The sequence below is a fragment of the Burkholderia sp. Bp9142 genome (genome assembly GCF_003853415.1).
In the GTDB taxonomy this organism is placed as follows: Bacteria; Pseudomonadota; Gammaproteobacteria; order Burkholderiales; family Burkholderiaceae; genus Burkholderia.
Map to the genome: position 1 here is coordinate 77,149 of NZ_QTPP01000017.1, position 15,984 is coordinate 93,132.

General features: G+C 68.9%; 13 protein-coding genes. 9 read left to right on the plus strand and 4 right to left on the minus strand.

Annotated elements, in window-relative coordinates:
* Positions 1 to 109: 109 nt before the first annotated feature.
* Positions 110 to 1,060, plus strand: a complete 951-nt coding sequence (locus DIE22_RS19950; protein WP_124498744.1) for a LysR family transcriptional regulator — start codon at positions 110 to 112, stop codon at positions 1,058 to 1,060.
* Between the two features lie 70 nt (positions 1,061 to 1,130).
* Here DIE22_RS19950 and DIE22_RS19955 read toward each other — a convergent pair whose 3' ends face one another.
* Both DIE22_RS19955 and DIE22_RS19960 read right to left on the minus strand, forming a co-directional pair.
* On the minus strand, positions 1,131 to 1,607 hold the full coding sequence (locus DIE22_RS19955) for an OsmC family protein (RefSeq protein WP_124498745.1): 477 nt from the start codon (positions 1,605 to 1,607) through the stop codon (positions 1,131 to 1,133).
* A 50-nt stretch (positions 1,608 to 1,657) separates the two neighbouring features.
* Positions 1,658 to 2,695: a LacI family DNA-binding transcriptional regulator gene (locus DIE22_RS19960; RefSeq protein WP_124498746.1), complete on the minus strand. Its 1,038-nt coding sequence runs from the start codon at positions 2,693 to 2,695 to the stop codon at positions 1,658 to 1,660.
* A 190-nt stretch (positions 2,696 to 2,885) separates the two neighbouring features.
* On the opposite strand from DIE22_RS19960, the gene DIE22_RS19965 reads away from it, so the two are divergent.
* The 6 genes from DIE22_RS19965 to DIE22_RS19990 all read left to right on the plus strand — a co-directional run bounded on the left by DIE22_RS19965 (position 2,886) and on the right by DIE22_RS19990 (position 10,602).
* Entirely contained in the window at positions 2,886 to 4,034 is a 1,149-nt protein-coding gene (locus tag DIE22_RS19965; protein WP_124605950.1) for an ABC transporter ATP-binding protein, read from the plus strand.
* Between the two features lie 9 nt (positions 4,035 to 4,043).
* Positions 4,044 to 6,035 (plus strand): beta-galactosidase, encoded by a 1,992-nt coding sequence (locus DIE22_RS19970; RefSeq protein ID WP_124605951.1) that lies wholly within the window; start codon positions 4,044 to 4,046, stop codon positions 6,033 to 6,035.
* Positions 6,036 to 6,098: 63 nt separating this feature from the next.
* Positions 6,099 to 7,358, plus strand: a complete 1,260-nt coding sequence (locus DIE22_RS19975) for an ABC transporter substrate-binding protein (protein WP_124605952.1) — start codon at positions 6,099 to 6,101, stop codon at positions 7,356 to 7,358.
* Positions 7,359 to 7,412: 54 nt separating this feature from the next.
* Positions 7,413 to 8,366 (plus strand): carbohydrate ABC transporter permease, encoded by a 954-nt coding sequence (locus DIE22_RS19980; protein WP_124605953.1) that lies wholly within the window; start codon positions 7,413 to 7,415, stop codon positions 8,364 to 8,366.
* 17 nt (positions 8,367 to 8,383) lie between these two features.
* Complete coding sequence (locus tag DIE22_RS19985; protein ID WP_124498751.1) at positions 8,384 to 9,235, plus strand: carbohydrate ABC transporter permease; 852 nt, start codon at positions 8,384 to 8,386, stop codon at positions 9,233 to 9,235.
* 245 nt (positions 9,236 to 9,480) lie between these two features.
* Positions 9,481 to 10,602: a Fic family protein gene (locus DIE22_RS19990; protein ID WP_221622390.1), complete on the plus strand. Its 1,122-nt coding sequence runs from the start codon at positions 9,481 to 9,483 to the stop codon at positions 10,600 to 10,602.
* A 103-nt stretch (positions 10,603 to 10,705) separates the two neighbouring features.
* On the opposite strand, the gene DIE22_RS19995 is transcribed toward DIE22_RS19990, so the two are convergent.
* Entirely contained in the window at positions 10,706 to 12,187 is a 1,482-nt protein-coding gene (locus DIE22_RS19995) for a nitronate monooxygenase (RefSeq protein WP_124605954.1), read from the minus strand.
* A 206-nt stretch (positions 12,188 to 12,393) separates the two neighbouring features.
* Positions 12,394 to 13,164 (minus strand): transcriptional regulator GlcC, encoded by a 771-nt coding sequence (gene glcC, locus DIE22_RS20000; protein WP_124498793.1) that lies wholly within the window; start codon positions 13,162 to 13,164, stop codon positions 12,394 to 12,396.
* A gap of 223 nt (positions 13,165 to 13,387) precedes the next feature.
* On the opposite strand from glcC, the gene glcD reads away from it, so the two are divergent.
* Positions 13,388 to 14,887 (plus strand): glycolate oxidase subunit GlcD, encoded by a 1,500-nt coding sequence (gene glcD, locus DIE22_RS20005; RefSeq protein ID WP_124498753.1) that lies wholly within the window; start codon positions 13,388 to 13,390, stop codon positions 14,885 to 14,887.
* The gene (gene glcE, locus DIE22_RS20010) at positions 14,887 to 15,969 is read left to right on the plus strand and encodes a glycolate oxidase subunit GlcE (protein WP_124605955.1); all 1,083 of its coding nucleotides are present in this window, start codon (positions 14,887 to 14,889) and stop codon (positions 15,967 to 15,969) included. Before glcD ends, glcE begins: the two co-directional genes overlap by 1 nt.
* Positions 15,970 to 15,984 lie beyond the last annotated feature (15 nt).

A 15,984-nucleotide genomic window follows, 5' to 3' on the forward strand; every position in this document is an offset into this window, starting at 1 on the left:
GTCCTGTGGTGACGGGATACCGGCGCAGTCTAGGCAGAATTTTGATAACTGGCTAATGACGTTTTAGGCGATTACGATATCGATTCTGATATCGATATAAACCCGTACGATGCACGAAGCCAGTCCGTGGGGAAACCGCAGCCGCCTGAAGACCCGCCAGCTCCTGCTGGTCGTCGCGCTCGCCGACGAAGGCAGCATTCACCGCGCGGCGGCCGCGCTGAACATGACGCAGCCGGCCGCGTCGAAGCTGCTGCGCGAGCTCGAGGAGTCGATCGGCGCGGTGCTGTTCGAGCGCCTGCCGCGCGGGATGCGGCCGACGCTGTACGGCGACGCGCTGATCCGCCACGCGCGCGCGGCGCTCGGCAGCCTCGACCAGGCGCGCGAGGAGCTGGCGGCGCTGAAGGCCGGCCATCTCGGGCACGTGGCGGTGGGCGCGATCACGTCGCCGGGGCTGCGGCTCGTGCCGCCGGCCGTCGCCGCGGTGAAGGGCACGCATGCGAACGTGCGGGTGTCCGTCGAGATCGACACAAGCAACGCGCTGCTCGAACACCTCGCGCAGGACAAGCTCGACATCGTGCTCGGCCGGCTGTCCGCCGAACACGACAAGCTGCACCTGCGCTACGAGCCGCTGACCGGCGAGCCGGTCGCCGCGGTCGTGCGGCCCGGCCATCCGCTGCTCGCGCAGGCGCCGCTGTCGCTCGCCGACGTGCAGCGCGCCGCATGGGTCATGCCGCCGGCCGGCAGCGTGCTGCGCCACCGCTTCGAGCTCGTGTTCCAGCGCGCGAGCCTGGCGCCGCCGGCGAATGTGGTCGAGACGGCCGCGCTGCTGTTCATCACGCAGCTGATCGAGCAGAGCGACATGATCGCGGTGCTCGCGGAAGATGTCGCGCTGTACTACGCGCGACATGGGATCGTCTCGGTGCTGCCGCTGCAGATGGATTGCCGGATGGACGATTTCGGGATCATCACGCGCACCGACCGGCTGCATTCGCCGGCCGTCGCGGTGATGGCCGACGCGATTCGTGCGGCGGCGCGGGAGGTTTACGGGATCGGGTTGTAGCGCGGCGATCAGATTCCGCGCGCCCGCTCACCGCGTCGCGCGCGGCGGTCTTTGACGCCCGCCGCGTGCGTCACGCGGCGGCGAACTCGATCACCGGTTCGCACCGGATCGGGAAATTGACGGAGTTCGCCACGTAGCACTTCGCATGCGCGTCATGATGCAGCCGCCCGGCCAGCTCGCGATCGTCGCCGGCGCGAATGGTCACGCGCGGATGCAGCACGATTTCGGTGAAACGCCCCGGCTCGGCGGTATCGAGCATCGTCCCTTCGGCGTCGTCGAGATACGCGAGCACGCGGATGCCCGCATCGGAACACAGATGCAGATACCAGAGCTTGTGGCACGCCGATGCCGACGCCAGCAGCAGGTCCTCCGGGTTCCAGCGCGCCGCGTCGCCGCGAAACGCCGCGTCCGACGAGCCCGGAATGTCCGGCTTCGAACCCGCGCGGATCACGTGATCGCGGCCATATTCGCGGTACCCCGACGTGCCGGTTCCGCGGTTGCCGGTCCACTCCACCGCCACGCGGTACTTGTGTTCGCCATGCGCCATCTCGCTCTCCTGGGTGATCGGTACGTGAGGCCGCCATTGTGGCACCGGAATCACGTGATGCGGCTCGTCCGCCCCGGTACCTCGCCCGTCGTCCCCCGCACCACCAGCCGCGGCACCGACGCCGTCCGCACGCGCGACGCATCGTCGATCTGCCCGCCCGCCTCGCGCAACGCATTGAGCAGTTCGACCGCGAGCCCCGCGGCCTCGGCGGTCGGGATCGCGACCGTCGTCAACGTGGGACGCGTATCGCTGGCCAGATGAATATCGGTGATGCCGACGATCGACAGGTCGTCGGGCACGCGCCGGCCGCGATCGGCCGCCGCGTGCAGCGCGCCGATCGCGGGCAGGTCGTTGGCCGCGACCAGCGCGGTCAACCCGGGATGCGCGTCGAGCAGCCGGCCCGCCGCGCGCACGCCGCCTTCGATCGAATCGTGCTCGGCCGCGACGATCGACGCGTCGAGCCCCGCTTCGCGCATCACGTCGACGAAGCCGTCGTAGCGCGCCGCCTGCACGCCGCTCGCCGACCCGCCGACGATCACGCCGATCGTCCGGTGCCCGAGTTCGAGCAGATGCCGCGTCGCGATCCGCCCCGCCTCGCGGAAATCCACCGCCACGCACGGCAATCCTTCGGGCGGCGCATCGGGCCGCTCCCACAGACACAGCACGACCGGCACGCCGCGCCGCGCGACGTCGACCAGATCCGGCAGGTGCAGGTTCGCGTTGGTCACGAGGATGCCCTCGGAAATCGTGCCGGCGATCTGGTCGAGATACGCACGCCCCTGCAACGGATCTTCATTCGTATTGCAGACGATCAGGAACTGCCCGTTGCGGCGCACCGCGCGCTCGACCGCGAGCGCGAACTCCGGATAGAACGGGTTCGCGATGCTCGACACCATCAGCGCGACCGTCGGCGCGCGCCCTTCCGCGAGTGCCCGCGCGGCCAGATGCGGCCGGTACCCGAGCGCCTGCACGGCGTCGAGCACCCGCGCGCGGGTGGCTGCGCCGACCCGGCCGCGGTTGCGCAGCACGTTCGAGACCGTCGCTGCCGTCACGCCGGCGCGGCGGGCCACTTCATCGAGTGTCGCCATCACTTGTTCACTATATGAGACGTCGATCCAGTATTTGCTTCGCTCACCGAAGCGGCGCACTATCGCCGCACACCCTGCCGCCCGACCGACGGGCGCGACTCGGCCGCGATCGCCATCGGCTCTTTTTTCGATCGCGATGATTAAGCGCTTAAGCATCGACGAAGGCGCATTAGAACATGGAGCGGAGACAATGGCGAGCATCTCGATGCGGCGCGTGCAGAAAGCCTATGGCGAGCACGCGCCGGTCATTCGCGACGTCGATCTGGAGATCGGCGCGCACGAGTTCTGCGTGTTCCTCGGCCCGTCCGGCTGCGGCAAGTCGACCCTGCTGCGGATGATCGCCGGGCTCGAGGACCTGAGCGACGGCGAGCTGTCGATCGACGGCCGCCGCGTCGACGACGTGCCGGCCGCCGAACGCGGCGTCGCGATGGTGTTCCAGAGCTACGCGCTGTTTCCGCACATGACGGTCTACGAGAACATGGCGTTCGGGCTGAAGCTCGCGCGCGTGCCGAAGGCCGAGATCGACCGGAAGGTGCGCGACGCCGCGCGGATCCTGCAGCTCGACACGCTGCTCGAGCGCAAGCCGAAGGCGCTGTCCGGCGGCCAGCGGCAGCGCGTCGCGATCGGCCGCGCGATCGTGCGCGAGCCCGGCGTGTTCCTGTTCGACGAACCGCTGTCGAACCTCGACGCGGCGCTGCGCGGCCAGACCCGCATCGAGATCGCGAAGCTGCACCGGCAGTTCGAACGCGCGAGCGTCGTCTACGTGACACACGACCAGACCGAGGCGATGACGCTCGCCGACAAGATCGTGCTGCTGCACGCCGGTGCCGACACCGCGCGGCACGGCAGCATCGCGCAGGTCGGCGCGCCGCTCGACCTCTATCACCATCCGGCCAGCCGCTTCGTCGCCGGCTTCATCGGCTCGCCGCGAATGAACTTCCTGCCGGCCGTCGTCGCCGCCTGCAACGCGCAACGCACGACCGTCACCGTCGTGCCGTCCGGCGAAACCTTCACGGTGCCGCGCGACGGTTCCGCGCTCGCGCCGGGCGCTGCCGTCACGCTCGGCATCCGCCCCGAACACCTGACGCTCGGCGCCGCGCGCGACGCGACGACGCTCGCGCGCGACGTCGCGCTCGTCGAACGCCTCGGCGAGCAGACCTACGTGCACCTCGACCAGCCCGGCGGCACGCCGCTGATCGCGAAGGTGCCCGGCGACGCGGCCGTGCGTGGCGGCGAGCGCGTGCACGCGCATGCGCCGGCCGCGGCCTGTCACCTCTTCACCGAAGACGGCCGCGCGGTGCCCGCGTGCGCCGACGTTCACGTCCACCACTACGCATAAGGATCGGGCATGCGCCTCGGAGTCTGCTACTACCCGGAACACTGGCCGGAATCGATGTGGGCGGACGACGCCCGCCGGATGAAGGCGCTCGGCATCACGCAGGTGCGGATCGCCGAATTCGCATGGAGCCGCATCGAGCCGTCGCCGGGCGAATACGACTGGGGCTGGCTCGACCGCGCGGTCGACGTGCTTGGTGCGGCCGGCCTCGACATCGTGATGTGCACGCCGACCGCGACGCCGCCGAAATGGCTCATCGACCGTCACCCCGACATCCTCGCGATCGGTGCGGACGGCCGGCCGCGCAGGTTCGGTTCGCGCCGCCACTACGACTTCTCGTCGCCGACCTATCTGGAAGCGTCGCGCCGCATCTGCACGGCGGTCGCCGAACGCTACGGGCGCCACCCGGCCGTGCGCTACTGGCAGACCGACAACGAGCTCGGCTGCCACCAGACGGTCGTCAGCTACTCGCCGGCCGCGCTCGTGCGCTTTCGCGAATGGCTGAAGGCGCGCCACGGCACGATCGACGCGCTGAACCGCGCCTGGGGCACCGTGTTCTGGAGCATGGAGTACCGGCATTTCGACGAAGTCGACGCGCCGGTCGGCACCGTGACCGAGGCGCATCCGTCGCATCGCCTCGACTACCGGCGCTTCGCGTCCGACGAAGTCGCGCGCTATCACCGGATGCAGGTCGACGTGATCCGCGCGCATTCGCCGGGCCGCCCCGTCGCGCACAACTTCATGCAGCTCTTCACCGAGTTCGACCACTACGAAGTCGCGCGCGACCTCGATGTCGCGACGTGGGACAGCTATCCGCTCGGCGCGCTCGAGGAGCAGTGGTTCGCGCCCGACGTGAAGGCGCGCTGGCTGCGCACCGGCCATCCGGATTTCGCGTCGTTCAATCACGATCTCTATCGCGGGATGTCGAAGCTGCCGTTCTGGGTGATGGAGCAGCAGCCGGGGCCCGTGAACTGGGCGCAGTGGAACCCCGCGCCGCTGCCGGGCATGGTGCGCCTGTGGAGCTGGGAAGCGTTCGCGCACGGCGCCGGCTGCGTGTCCTACTTCCGCTGGCGGCAGGCGCCGTTCGCGCAGGAGCAGATGCATGCGGGCCTGCACACGCCGGACGACAAGCTCGACGAAGGCGGCCGCGAAGCGCAGCGCGTCGCGCGCGAGGTTGCGGCCGTGCTCGATGCCGGCACCGATGCCGACGCGAACGGCGCGGTGCGCGCACCCGTCGCGCTGGTGTTCGACTACGAAGCGAAGTGGCTGCTCGACGTGCAGCCGCAAGGCGCCGATTTCCACTACCCGCGCTTCGCGTTCGAGTACTACTCGGCACTGCGTTCGCTCGGCCTCGACGTCGACATCATTTCCGCGCACGCGCCGCTCGACGGCTACCGGCTCGTCGCCGTGCCGCCGCTGCCGGTCGTGCCGGACGACTTCGCGGCGCGGCTCGCCGCGTCGGGCGCGCATGCGGTGTTCGGCCCGCGCACCGGTTCGAAGACCGCCGACCTGCAGATTCCGCCCGCGCTGCCGCCCGGCCCGCTCGCGTCGATCCTGCCGGTGCGCGTGTGGCGCGTCGAATCGCTGCGGCCGAACGTGACCGAGCGGATCGACGGCACGTTGCGCGACGGCGCGCCGCTCACCGGCGACGCACGGCACTGGCGCGACCTCGTCGAGCTGCACGACGACGCACGCAGCGTCGTGCGTGCGCGCTTCGCCGACGGTCATCCGGCCTGCGTGTCGCACGGCACGCTGCACTACTGGGCCGCGCTGTTCGACGACGCGACCACCGCGCGCCTGTTCGCCGACGTCGCGGCCGAAGCCGGCCTGACACCGTCGCCGCTCGGCGACGGCGTGCGCGTGAGCCGGCGCGGCGGCCTGACCTACGTATTCAACTATGGCGGCACGCCGCACACGATCGACGGGGTGCCGCCGTCCGCGTTCGTGGTCGGCGCCGCGCAGGTCGAGCCGCAAGGCGTCGCCGTGTATCGAAGCCGTTCGTAGCAACCGCCCCCGGCGCCGCGATGCGCCGGTCACGCACAACGACACACAGGACTGGAGACACCCATGACACATCGCCCCCTTCGCGTCGCCGCCCGGCTTGCGACCGCCGCCGCCATCGCGTTCGCTTCGTTCGGCGCCGCGGCGCCGGCCGGCGCGGGCACGCTGACGATCAACATCGCGTTCAAGGGCGCCAGCCAGCGCGCGGTCTGGCAGTCGACGCTTGAGGCGTTCCACAAGGCCCATCCCGACATCGACGTGAAGCCCACCTTCGTCGACGAGGAAGCGTACAAGGTGCAGCTCCCCGCGTGGCTCACGACCGTCGCGCCCGACGTGGTGAACTGGCACGCGGGCGAGCGGATGGCGTACTACGCGAAGCGCGGGCTGTTCGAGGACCTGAGCGGCGACTGGACGAAGAACGGCTGGGGCGCGATGTACGCGTCGACGCGCGACGCGTCGTCGTATAACGGCAAGCAGTACGCGGCGCCGACCGTCTATTACTCGTGGGGGCTGTTCTACCGCAAGGACCTGTTCGGCAAGGTCGGCATCGCCGACGAGCCGAAGACCTGGGATCAATTCCTCGACGCGTGCAGGAAGCTGAAGGCGGCCGGCATCACGCCGATCGCGGTCGGCGGCCGCGACGCATGGACGCTCGCCGGCTGGTTCGACTATCTCGACCTGCGCCTGAACGGCAACGCGTTCCACCAGCAGCTGATGGCCGGCGACGTGCCGTACACCGACCCGCGCGTGAAGAAGGTCTACACGACGTGGAAATCGCTGATCGACTCGGGCTACTTCATCGACAACGCACTGTCCTACGATCTCGACGGCGCGCAGCCGTTCCTGTTCCAGGGCAAGGCCGCGATGATGCTGATGGGCACCTTCATCGCGGCGGGCTTCCCGCCGAACGTGAAGCAGGAAATGGGCTACTACCGCTTCCCGATCATCGACCCGAAGGTGCCGACCGCCGAGGACGGCCCGGTCGAATCGCTGCACATTCCGGCCAAGGCGAAGAACAAGGCCGACGCGCACACGTTCCTCGCGTTCGTCGAAACGCCCGAGATGGGCGCGAAGCTCGCGGAAGGGCTCGGCTCGCTGTCGGCCAACAGCAAGTCGCCGGAGCCGGCCGATCCGATCTCGCGGATCGGCTTCCGGATCCTCGCCGACACGAAGGGCGGCGTCGCGCAGTTCTACGACCGCGACATGACGAAGGAAATGGCCGACGAAGGGATGAAGGGCATGCAGCAGTTCGTCGCGAATCCCGCGCAGCTCGATACCGTGCTCGCGCAACTCGAACAGACCCGCAAGCGGATCTACAAGAAGTAATCGCGCGACCCATGCGGCGGCCCTGCGCCGCCGCGTCCGCCCAGGAGGCTTGCCGTGTCCAGTCCGATCACGTCCCCCCCGCCCGCCGGCGCTGGCGCCGCGCCGCCGCCGCGCGGCGCATCCACCGCCACCGTGCTACCCGCACGTCGCCCGTCGCCCGCCGTGCGGCGGCAACGGCGCGCCGCGTGGCTCTTTCTCGCGCCTGCGTGCGCGATGGTTGCCGTCTATGTGATCTGGCCGATCCTGTCGACGCTGTGGCTGAGCCTCTGCAACTGGGACGGGATGACCGAGCGCACGTTCGTCGGTCTCGCGAACTACGCGGAGCTGCTGCACGCGCCGGCCTTCTACACCGCGCTGCGCAACAACGTGATCTGGCTCGCGCTGTTCATGCTCGCGCCGCCGCTCGGCCTCGCGCTCGCGCTGTACCTGAACCAGGCGGTGGCCGGCATCCGGCTCGTGAAGTCGCTGTTCTTCGCGCCGTTCGTGCTGTCCGGCGTGGTGGTCGGCCTGATCTTCTCGTGGTTCTACGATCCGACCTTCGGCCTGCTCGCGCTGATCGCCGGACACGGGATCCCGGTGCTCGGCGATGCACGCTATGCGACGTTCGGCATCGTGTTCGCCGCGCTGTGGCCGCAAACCGCGTACTGCATGATCCTGTACCTGACCGGCCTCACGTCGGTGAACCCGGAGCAGATCGAAGCGGCGCGGATGGAGGGCGCGCGCGGCTTCGCGCTGCTGTGGCACGTCGTGCTGCCGCAGTTGCGGCCGACCACGTTCATGGCGATCGTCGTCACGGTGATCGGTGCGCTGCGCAGCTTCGACCTGATCTCGGTGATGACGGGCGGCGGCCCGTTCGAGAGCTCGACCGTGCTCGCGTATTACATGTACGACCAGGCGATCAAGTACTACCGGCTCGGCTATTCCGCATCGATCGCGGTCGTGCTGTTCGCGATCATGCTCGTCTACATCGTGTTCCAGTTGCGCCGCCTGCTGCGCAACGAGCAATAACCTGACCGGTGGCCATCATGTTTCCGACGCCCGTTACCCAATGGAAGCCCGTCTCGCGCCGGCTGTACAAGCTGTCGCTGCCCGTCGCGCTCGTGATCTGGCTGCTGCCGATGATCGCGGTGTTCGTCACGTCGGTGCGCTCGACCGAGGAGCTGGTCGAAGGCCACTACTGGGGCTGGCCGCGGCACTTCTCGATGATCGAGAACTATCGCGACGCGCTGACCACGTCGCCGATGCTGCATTACTTCTGGAACAGCGTGCAGATCACGGTGCCGTCCGTGCTCGGCTCGATCGCGCTTGCGGCGATGGCCGGGTTCGCGCTCGCGACTTACCGGTTTCGTGGCAATGCCGCGCTGTTCGGGACGTTCGTCGCGGGGAACTTCGTGCCGGTGCAGGTGTTGATGATTCCGGTGCGGGATTTGTCGCTCAGGCTCGGGGTGTTCAACACGGTCGAGGCGTTGATTCTCTTTCACGTCGCGTTTCAGACGGGGTTCTGCACGCTGTTTCTGCGGAACTTCATCAAGCAGTTGCCGTTCGAGTTGATCGAGGCTGCGCGGATCGAAGGCGCGGGCGAGTGGACGGTGTTCTGGCGGATCGTCTTGCCGTTGATCCGGCCTGCGCTGGCCGCGCTCGCGATCCTCGTGTTCACATTCGTGTGGAACGATTACTTCTGGGCACTGTGCCTCACGCAAGGCGATGAAGCCGCGCCGATCACCGCGGGGGTGGCGGCGCTGAAGGGGCAATGGACCACGTCGTGGAATCTGGTGTCGGCCGGGTCGATTCTTGCCGCGCTGCCGTCGGTCGCGATGTTCTTCGCGATGCAGAAGCATTTCGTCGCGGGGCTGACGTTCGGGGCGACGAAAGGTTGAGCAAGCGCTGGTCGCGGATTCGCATCTCCTCCTCTTCATCGAGAGGTTGCCCGCTTCGGCGGGCTTTTTTCCTGGTTCTTCGTCGAACGCGACGCGATCCTTTGGGGAAGCCGTATTTCCCGTCGCGCCCCTGTCATCGCGGCGCTTGATGACCTTGACGGTGCGGTGAATAGACCGGATATTCTCCGCAAAAATTGCGGTGAATATTGAATCGTGCGGCGAATCGGTGGGATAATCTCCGCATCATGAGCGGAGATTACACCTTCATCTGGGAGTCGGCCGACTGGCCTGCATGGCGCTTCGACCTCCCGGCACTCGCCACGCCACTCGCCGACGTCAGCCGTGCGCAAGGCATGCTGGTCGGGCGACTGGCGGATATCGGCCTGGCGCTGCGCGACGAGGCCAGCCTGGCCGCGCTGACGGAGGATGTCGTCAAGACCAGCGCCATCGAGGGCGAAAGCCTGAACGTCGCATCGGTTCGATCGTCGATTGCGCGTCGGCTTGGCGTCGATATCGGCGCCCTGGCGCCAGTCGATCGCCACATCGAGGGCGTGGTCGACATGGTGCTGGATGCGACGACCCATTCGGCGGCGCCGGTCACCGAAGGCCGTTTGTTCGGGTGGCATGCCGCTCTTTTCCCGACCGGCTATTCGGGGATGTCGCGCATCACGGTCGGTGCATGGCGTACGGATGCGAGCGGGCCGATGCAGGTGGTGTCCGGGCCGATCGGTCGACAGCGCGTGCATTTCGAAGCGCCGCCCGCCGCGCGCCTGACCGGCGAGATCGGACGCTTTCTCGCGTGGCTCAATGCGCCGCCAACCGAGCCTTTGCTGATCCGGGCCGGCCTGGCCCACCTGTGGTTCGTCACGCTTCACCCGTTCGACGACGGCAACGGCCGGATCGCGCGCGCGCTCGGGGATCTGGTCCTGGCGCGCGCCGATCGGAGTCCACAACGTTTCTATAGCCTGTCGGCGCAAATCCAGCGCGAACGTCACGCGTATTACGACGTGCTGGAACGTACGCAGCGCGATTCGCTCGACGTCACCGAATGGCTCGCGTGGTTTCTGAACACCCTGGGGCGGGCCGTCGATCACGCGCACACGACGCTCGATGCGGTCCTGGTCAAGGCGCGCTTCTGGCAGCAACATGCGGGCCTCGCGATGAACGAACGCCAGGCCAAGGTCATGAATCGCTTGCTCGACGGCTTCGAAGGGAAACTGACGACCACCAAGTGGGCGGCCCTCGCGAAGTGCTCGCAAGACACGGCGCTGCGCGATATCAGCGAACTCGTCGCGCACGGTGTGCTGCGCCGCTCGCTGTCCGCCGGCCGAAGCACGAGCTACGAGCTGGCGCCGTTCGGCGGCTGACGCCATCGCCTGCAGGCGTAGCCGGCGACGGCTGTCGTCGCAGTTTCCCGCCTTTCGATCCTCCCGCCGGGTCGGACGCTGGATGTCTCGCAGGCCCCGCCTGCTACGCGTCGCCCGACCGCCCCTCCCGCAACCTCACATCCACCGCCCCGATATTCTTCTCATGCGCGACCAGCATCAGCGACAGCGCGTGATGAATATCCGGATTCGCGAGCGTCGGCAGCAGTGCCTGCAGCTTGCGTACGACCCACCTCTGGCCGCGGTTCAAGAACGCCATCCGCTCGGCCAGATCGTCGATCGCCATCGCCTTTTCATGGAACGAGCCGGTCGCACGCGTCGGCGTCGCACCGAGCGTGCGAATCGCATCGACCAGCACGCTGCACCAATGCGCCTCGTCCTGGCGAATATGCGCGATCAACCGATGGAGTTCGGGATCGTCGTTGACCTCGGCCGCCGTCTCCGAAGCGACGCGAGCACCCGCGCGCTCCGCTTCCAGCAATTCATCGAGCGCCGCGAGCAACGCCGTACGATTCTCACCCGCATCGCCCGCCGATGACGCGGCCGCCGCTTTCTCGACGATCGCCGCCGCATCGAGCACGATCCGGCGCAGCATGTCGCCGGCCGATTCGATCGCGCCGATCCGCCCGGCGCCCATACCCGCATACAACGCCATCGCTTCGAAATCGCCTGTCATCGTGCGCAGCGGCGAGTCGGTACTGAACAGATGGATCGGCCGACCTTCCTCGTCGCCGATCACGACGCGCTCGTCACTGAACGGATCACCACGCTCGCCCCGCGTGACACTCGACGGCAGCACACGCACCCGCGCGCCGCGCGGCCAGTTGATGTGAAAGATATCGGTCAGCAGCGTGTCGCCTTCACGCGCATCGACGATCCGCTGCTGGTGATACGCGTGCGCGAACGACTCGTGCGTCGCGATGAAGGCCGTGCCCATCACCGCGCCCTGCGCGCCGAGCGCCATCGCGGCGGCCACGTCCGCACCGTCGACGATCCCGCCCGCCGCGAGCACCGGCAACCGCGTCGCGCGAACCACGTCTGGCAGCAACTCGGCCAGCGGCCGATCGCCACGCACGTGGCCACCCGCCTCATGCCCCTGGACGATCAGCGCCTGCGCACCCGCCGCCTCGGCCGCGCGCGCGTCGTCGAGCGAGCCGACCTGATGAACCACGCGCACGCCCGCATCGCGCAGACGCCGCACGACGCCCGGCACGACATCCCAGAACAGCGCAACGACCGGCACATGCAATTCGATACACGCGTCGAGCTGCGCATCGAGCAACCCGGGCGGCGTCGACGCGGGAATCAGGTTGACGCCGAACGGCCGCTCGGTGGCCGCGCGCACCTGCTCGACCTCGCGCCGGATCAGCGCGACCGGCTCGCGCACCATCCCGAGAAAACCGAACCCGCCGGCCGCGCTCACGGCGCTCGCGAGCTCGGCCCGCGCGACGCCGCCCATGCCCGCGAGCACGATCGGCCAGGCACAGCCGAGCAGGTCGCAGACCGGGCGATGCAGGATCTGGACGGCGCGGGCCTCGGGCCCGTCGCCACGCGTCGGAATCGACATGCAGCGTCCTCCTTTCAGGATCGGCGGCGCGTCACGGTCGACAGCCAAAGCGCGCGTCGCGCAAAGGCGAAACGAGTCGGGCCGGGTCGTGTCGGGCCGCGCATCGAATGGATCACATTGTGACATATCTGACCGCCAGGCCGCAGCGCTGGCCCGACATGCTTGATACACGTCATGGCGGCAATGGCCGCTCCGGTCGTTCGGTGTCAGGTCCAGCCTTCGAGGCGCAGCGTCGAGCGCACGAGCCGCTGCTCCTCCTCCTCGATCTCGCGCAGATAGTCGACGCACTGCCGGATATGCTCGCTCGCGGCCTTGCGCGCCTGGTCGGGCAGCCGCCCGGTCACCGCGTTGTAGAGCCGCGCGTGCTGGCGGTCGATCTGCTTCTTCAGCGGCTCGCGGTGATAGAGGTTGTTCACCGACGCGAACACGGAACTGAGCAGCAGGTCGGTCAGCGACTGCAGCGTGTTGACGAGCACCGGATTGTGCGACGCCTCGCAGATCGCGAGATGGAACGCATGGTCGAGCTTCGCACGCGCGGCCGGATCGAGATCCTGCGCATCGGCCGCCGTCATTTCCTCGTAGCGGCGCCGGATCAGGATGAAGTCGGCGGGCGTCCCGCGCAGCGCGGCGAGCCGCGCGGCCTCCGCCTCGAGCATGCCGCGCACCTCGAACAGGTCGTACAGCGTGCGCGGCTGCGAGCCGAGCAGATGCATCATCGGCGAGACTTCGCGCTGCGGGGTCAGGCTCGCGACGAACGAACCCTTGCCGTGCGTCGTGTCGATGATCCCGCGTGCGCGCAGCAGCTTCATCCCTTCGCGCACGGCCGTGCGCGACACGCCGAGCTTCTCGGTGAGCCGCCGCTCGGACGGCAGCGCCTGTCCGGCCTTCAGCACGCCGTCGACGATCAACTGCTCGATCCGCTCGGCGACGACGTCGGCCACATTGCGCGCCGGCGCTTGTCGATTCTGCATTTCCATACTGGTATGACCACTTCGGGAGAACATCGCCGATTTTCTCACAAACCCTTGTTGTGATTGGGTTTTCCGTCACAACCACCGCCACCGCCCAGGCACGCTTCCAAAAACTGGTATGACCACGCCTGCGACGTCTGGACACGCGCCGGCCGCCCGCCAAGAATGCCGTCCATCCGGCGCGCCGCGCATCCCGCGGCCGCCTGCATGGTGGAGACGGAGACACACGATGAGTTTCACCTACGACGAACGGATCGACGGCCCGCTGGCGACCGTCGACCGCGACACGCTCGTCGCCGCGCTCGGTGCGGCGGCGCCCGGCCTCGACGTGCTGCACGAGCGCGAGGCGCTGAAGCCGTTCGAATGCGACGGCCTCGCCGCCTACCGCACGGTGCCGCTCGCGGCCGTGCTGCCCGACACCGTCGAACAGGTGCGCGCGGTGCTGCGCGTCGCGGCGGCACACGGCGTGCCGGTCGTCGCGCGCGGCGCGGGCACCGGGCTGTCGGGCGGCGCGATGCCGCTCGAAAAAGGCCTCCTGCTCGTGATGGCGAAGTTCAACAAGATTCTCGAGATCGACCCCGACGCCGGCATCGCGCGCGTGCAGCCCGGCGTGCGCAACCTCGCGATCTCGCAGGCCGCAGCGCCCTACGGCCTCTATTACGCGCCCGATCCGTCGTCGCAGATCGCATGCTCGATCGGCGGCAACGTCGCCGAAAACGCGGGCGGCGTGCACTGCCTGAAATACGGGCTGACGGTGCACAACATCCTGAAGGTCGAGATCCTGACGATCGACGGCGACACGCTGACGCTCGGCGCCGACGCGCTCGACGCGCCCGGCTTCGACCTGCTCGCGCTGTTCACCGGCTCCGAGGGGATGCTCGGCATCGTCACCGAAGTGACGGTGAAGCTGCGCCCGTTGCCGCCGAGCGTGAAGGTGCTGATGGCGAGCTTCGACGACGTCGCCGAAGCCGGCGCGGCGGTCGCGCGGATCATCGGCGCGGGCGTGATCCCGGGCGGGCTCGAGATGATGGACAACCTCGCGATCCGCGCGGCCGAGGACTTCATCCACGCCGGCTATCCGGTCGACGCGCAGGCGATCCTGCTGTGCGAACTCGACGGCGCGGCGACCGATGTCGAAGAGGACGCCGAACGCGTCGCCGCGCTGCTGCGCGACACCGGCGCGTCGGAGATCCGCGTCGCGCGCGACGAGGCCGAGCGGCAGCGCTTCTGGGCCGGCCGCAAGAACGCGTTTCCGGCGGTCGGGCGCATGTCGCCCGATTACTACTGCATGGACGGCACGATCCCGCGCCGCGAGCTGCCGCGCGTGCTCGAAGGGATCGCCGCGTTGTCCGCCGAATACGCGCTGCCGGTCGCGAACGTGTTCCATGCCGGCGACGGCAACATGCATCCGCTGATCCTGTTCGACGCGAACCGCGCCGGCGAGCTCGACCGCGCGGAAGCGCTCGGCGGCAAGATCCTCGAGCTGTGCGTCGCGGTGGGCGGCAGCATCACCGGCGAACACGGCGTCGGGCGCGAGAAGATCAACCAGATGTGCGTGCAGTTCAACGCCGACGAAATCACGTTCTTCCACGCCGTGAAGGCCGCATTCGATCCGCAGCGCCTGCTCAATCCCGGCAAGAACATCCCGACGCTGCACCGCTGCGCCGAATTCGGCGCGATGCACGTCCATCACGGCAAGCTGCCGTTTCCCGAACTGGAGCGCTTCTGATGCGACGCGAACGCGAACCCGAATCGATCGACGACAGCGCGACGCTCGTCGCGCAGGTCGACGCCGCGATCCACGATCGCCAGCCGCTGCACATCCGCGGCGCGGGCACGAAGGCGTTCGTCGGCCGCGCGGTCGAAGGCCGCCCGCTCGACGTGCGCACGCACCGCGGCATCGTCGCGTACGACCCGACCGAACTCGTCATCACCGCGCGCGCGGGCACGCCGCTCGCCGAACTCGAGGCGATGCTCGACGCGGCCGGCCAGATGCTGCCGTGCGAGCCGCCGGCGTTCGGCGGCGCGGCCACGGTCGGCGGCATGTTCGCGGCCGCGCTGTCGGGGCCGCGCCGCCCGTGGGCCGGCGCGGTGCGCGATTTCGTGCTCGGCTGCCGCGTGATCACTGGCCACGCGAAACACCTGCGCTTCGGCGGCGAGGTGATGAAGAACGTCGCGGGCTACGACGTGTCGCGGCTGCTCGCGGGCAGTTTCGGCTGCCTCGGCGTCGTGACGGAGGTATCGCTGAAGGTGCTGCCGAAGCCGCGCGCGACCGGCGATCTCGCGTTGCCGCTCACGGCAGGCGAAGCCGTGCAGCGCGTCGCCGGATGGCGTCGCGCGGGGCTGCCGCTCGCGGGCGCCTGCCACGCGGACGGCGTGCTGCGCGTGCGGCTCGAAGGCGGCGAGGGCTCGGTGAAGGCCGCGCGCGACACGATCGGCGGCGAGCGCATGGACGATCGCGACGACGGCTTCTGGGCGCGGCTGCGCGACCTGTCGCTGCCGTTCTTCGATGATCCGCGCCCGCTGTGGCGCGTGTCGGTGCCGGCCGCCGCGCCGCTCGATGCGCTGCCCGGCGCGCAGCTCGTCGACTGGGGCGGCGCGCAGCGCTGGCTGAAGAGCGACGCCGCGCCGGCCGACGTGCGGCGGTTCGCCGCGCAGTGGGGCGGCCATGCGACCTGCTTCACGCCCGGCACGACGCCCGAGCCGTTCCAGCCGCTGCCGCCCGCGCTGCTGCGCGTGCACCGGCAACTGAAGGCGCAACTCGATCCGCATGCGATCTTCAATCCTGGCCGCCTGTACGCGGACGTCTGACGCCAACCCGACTTC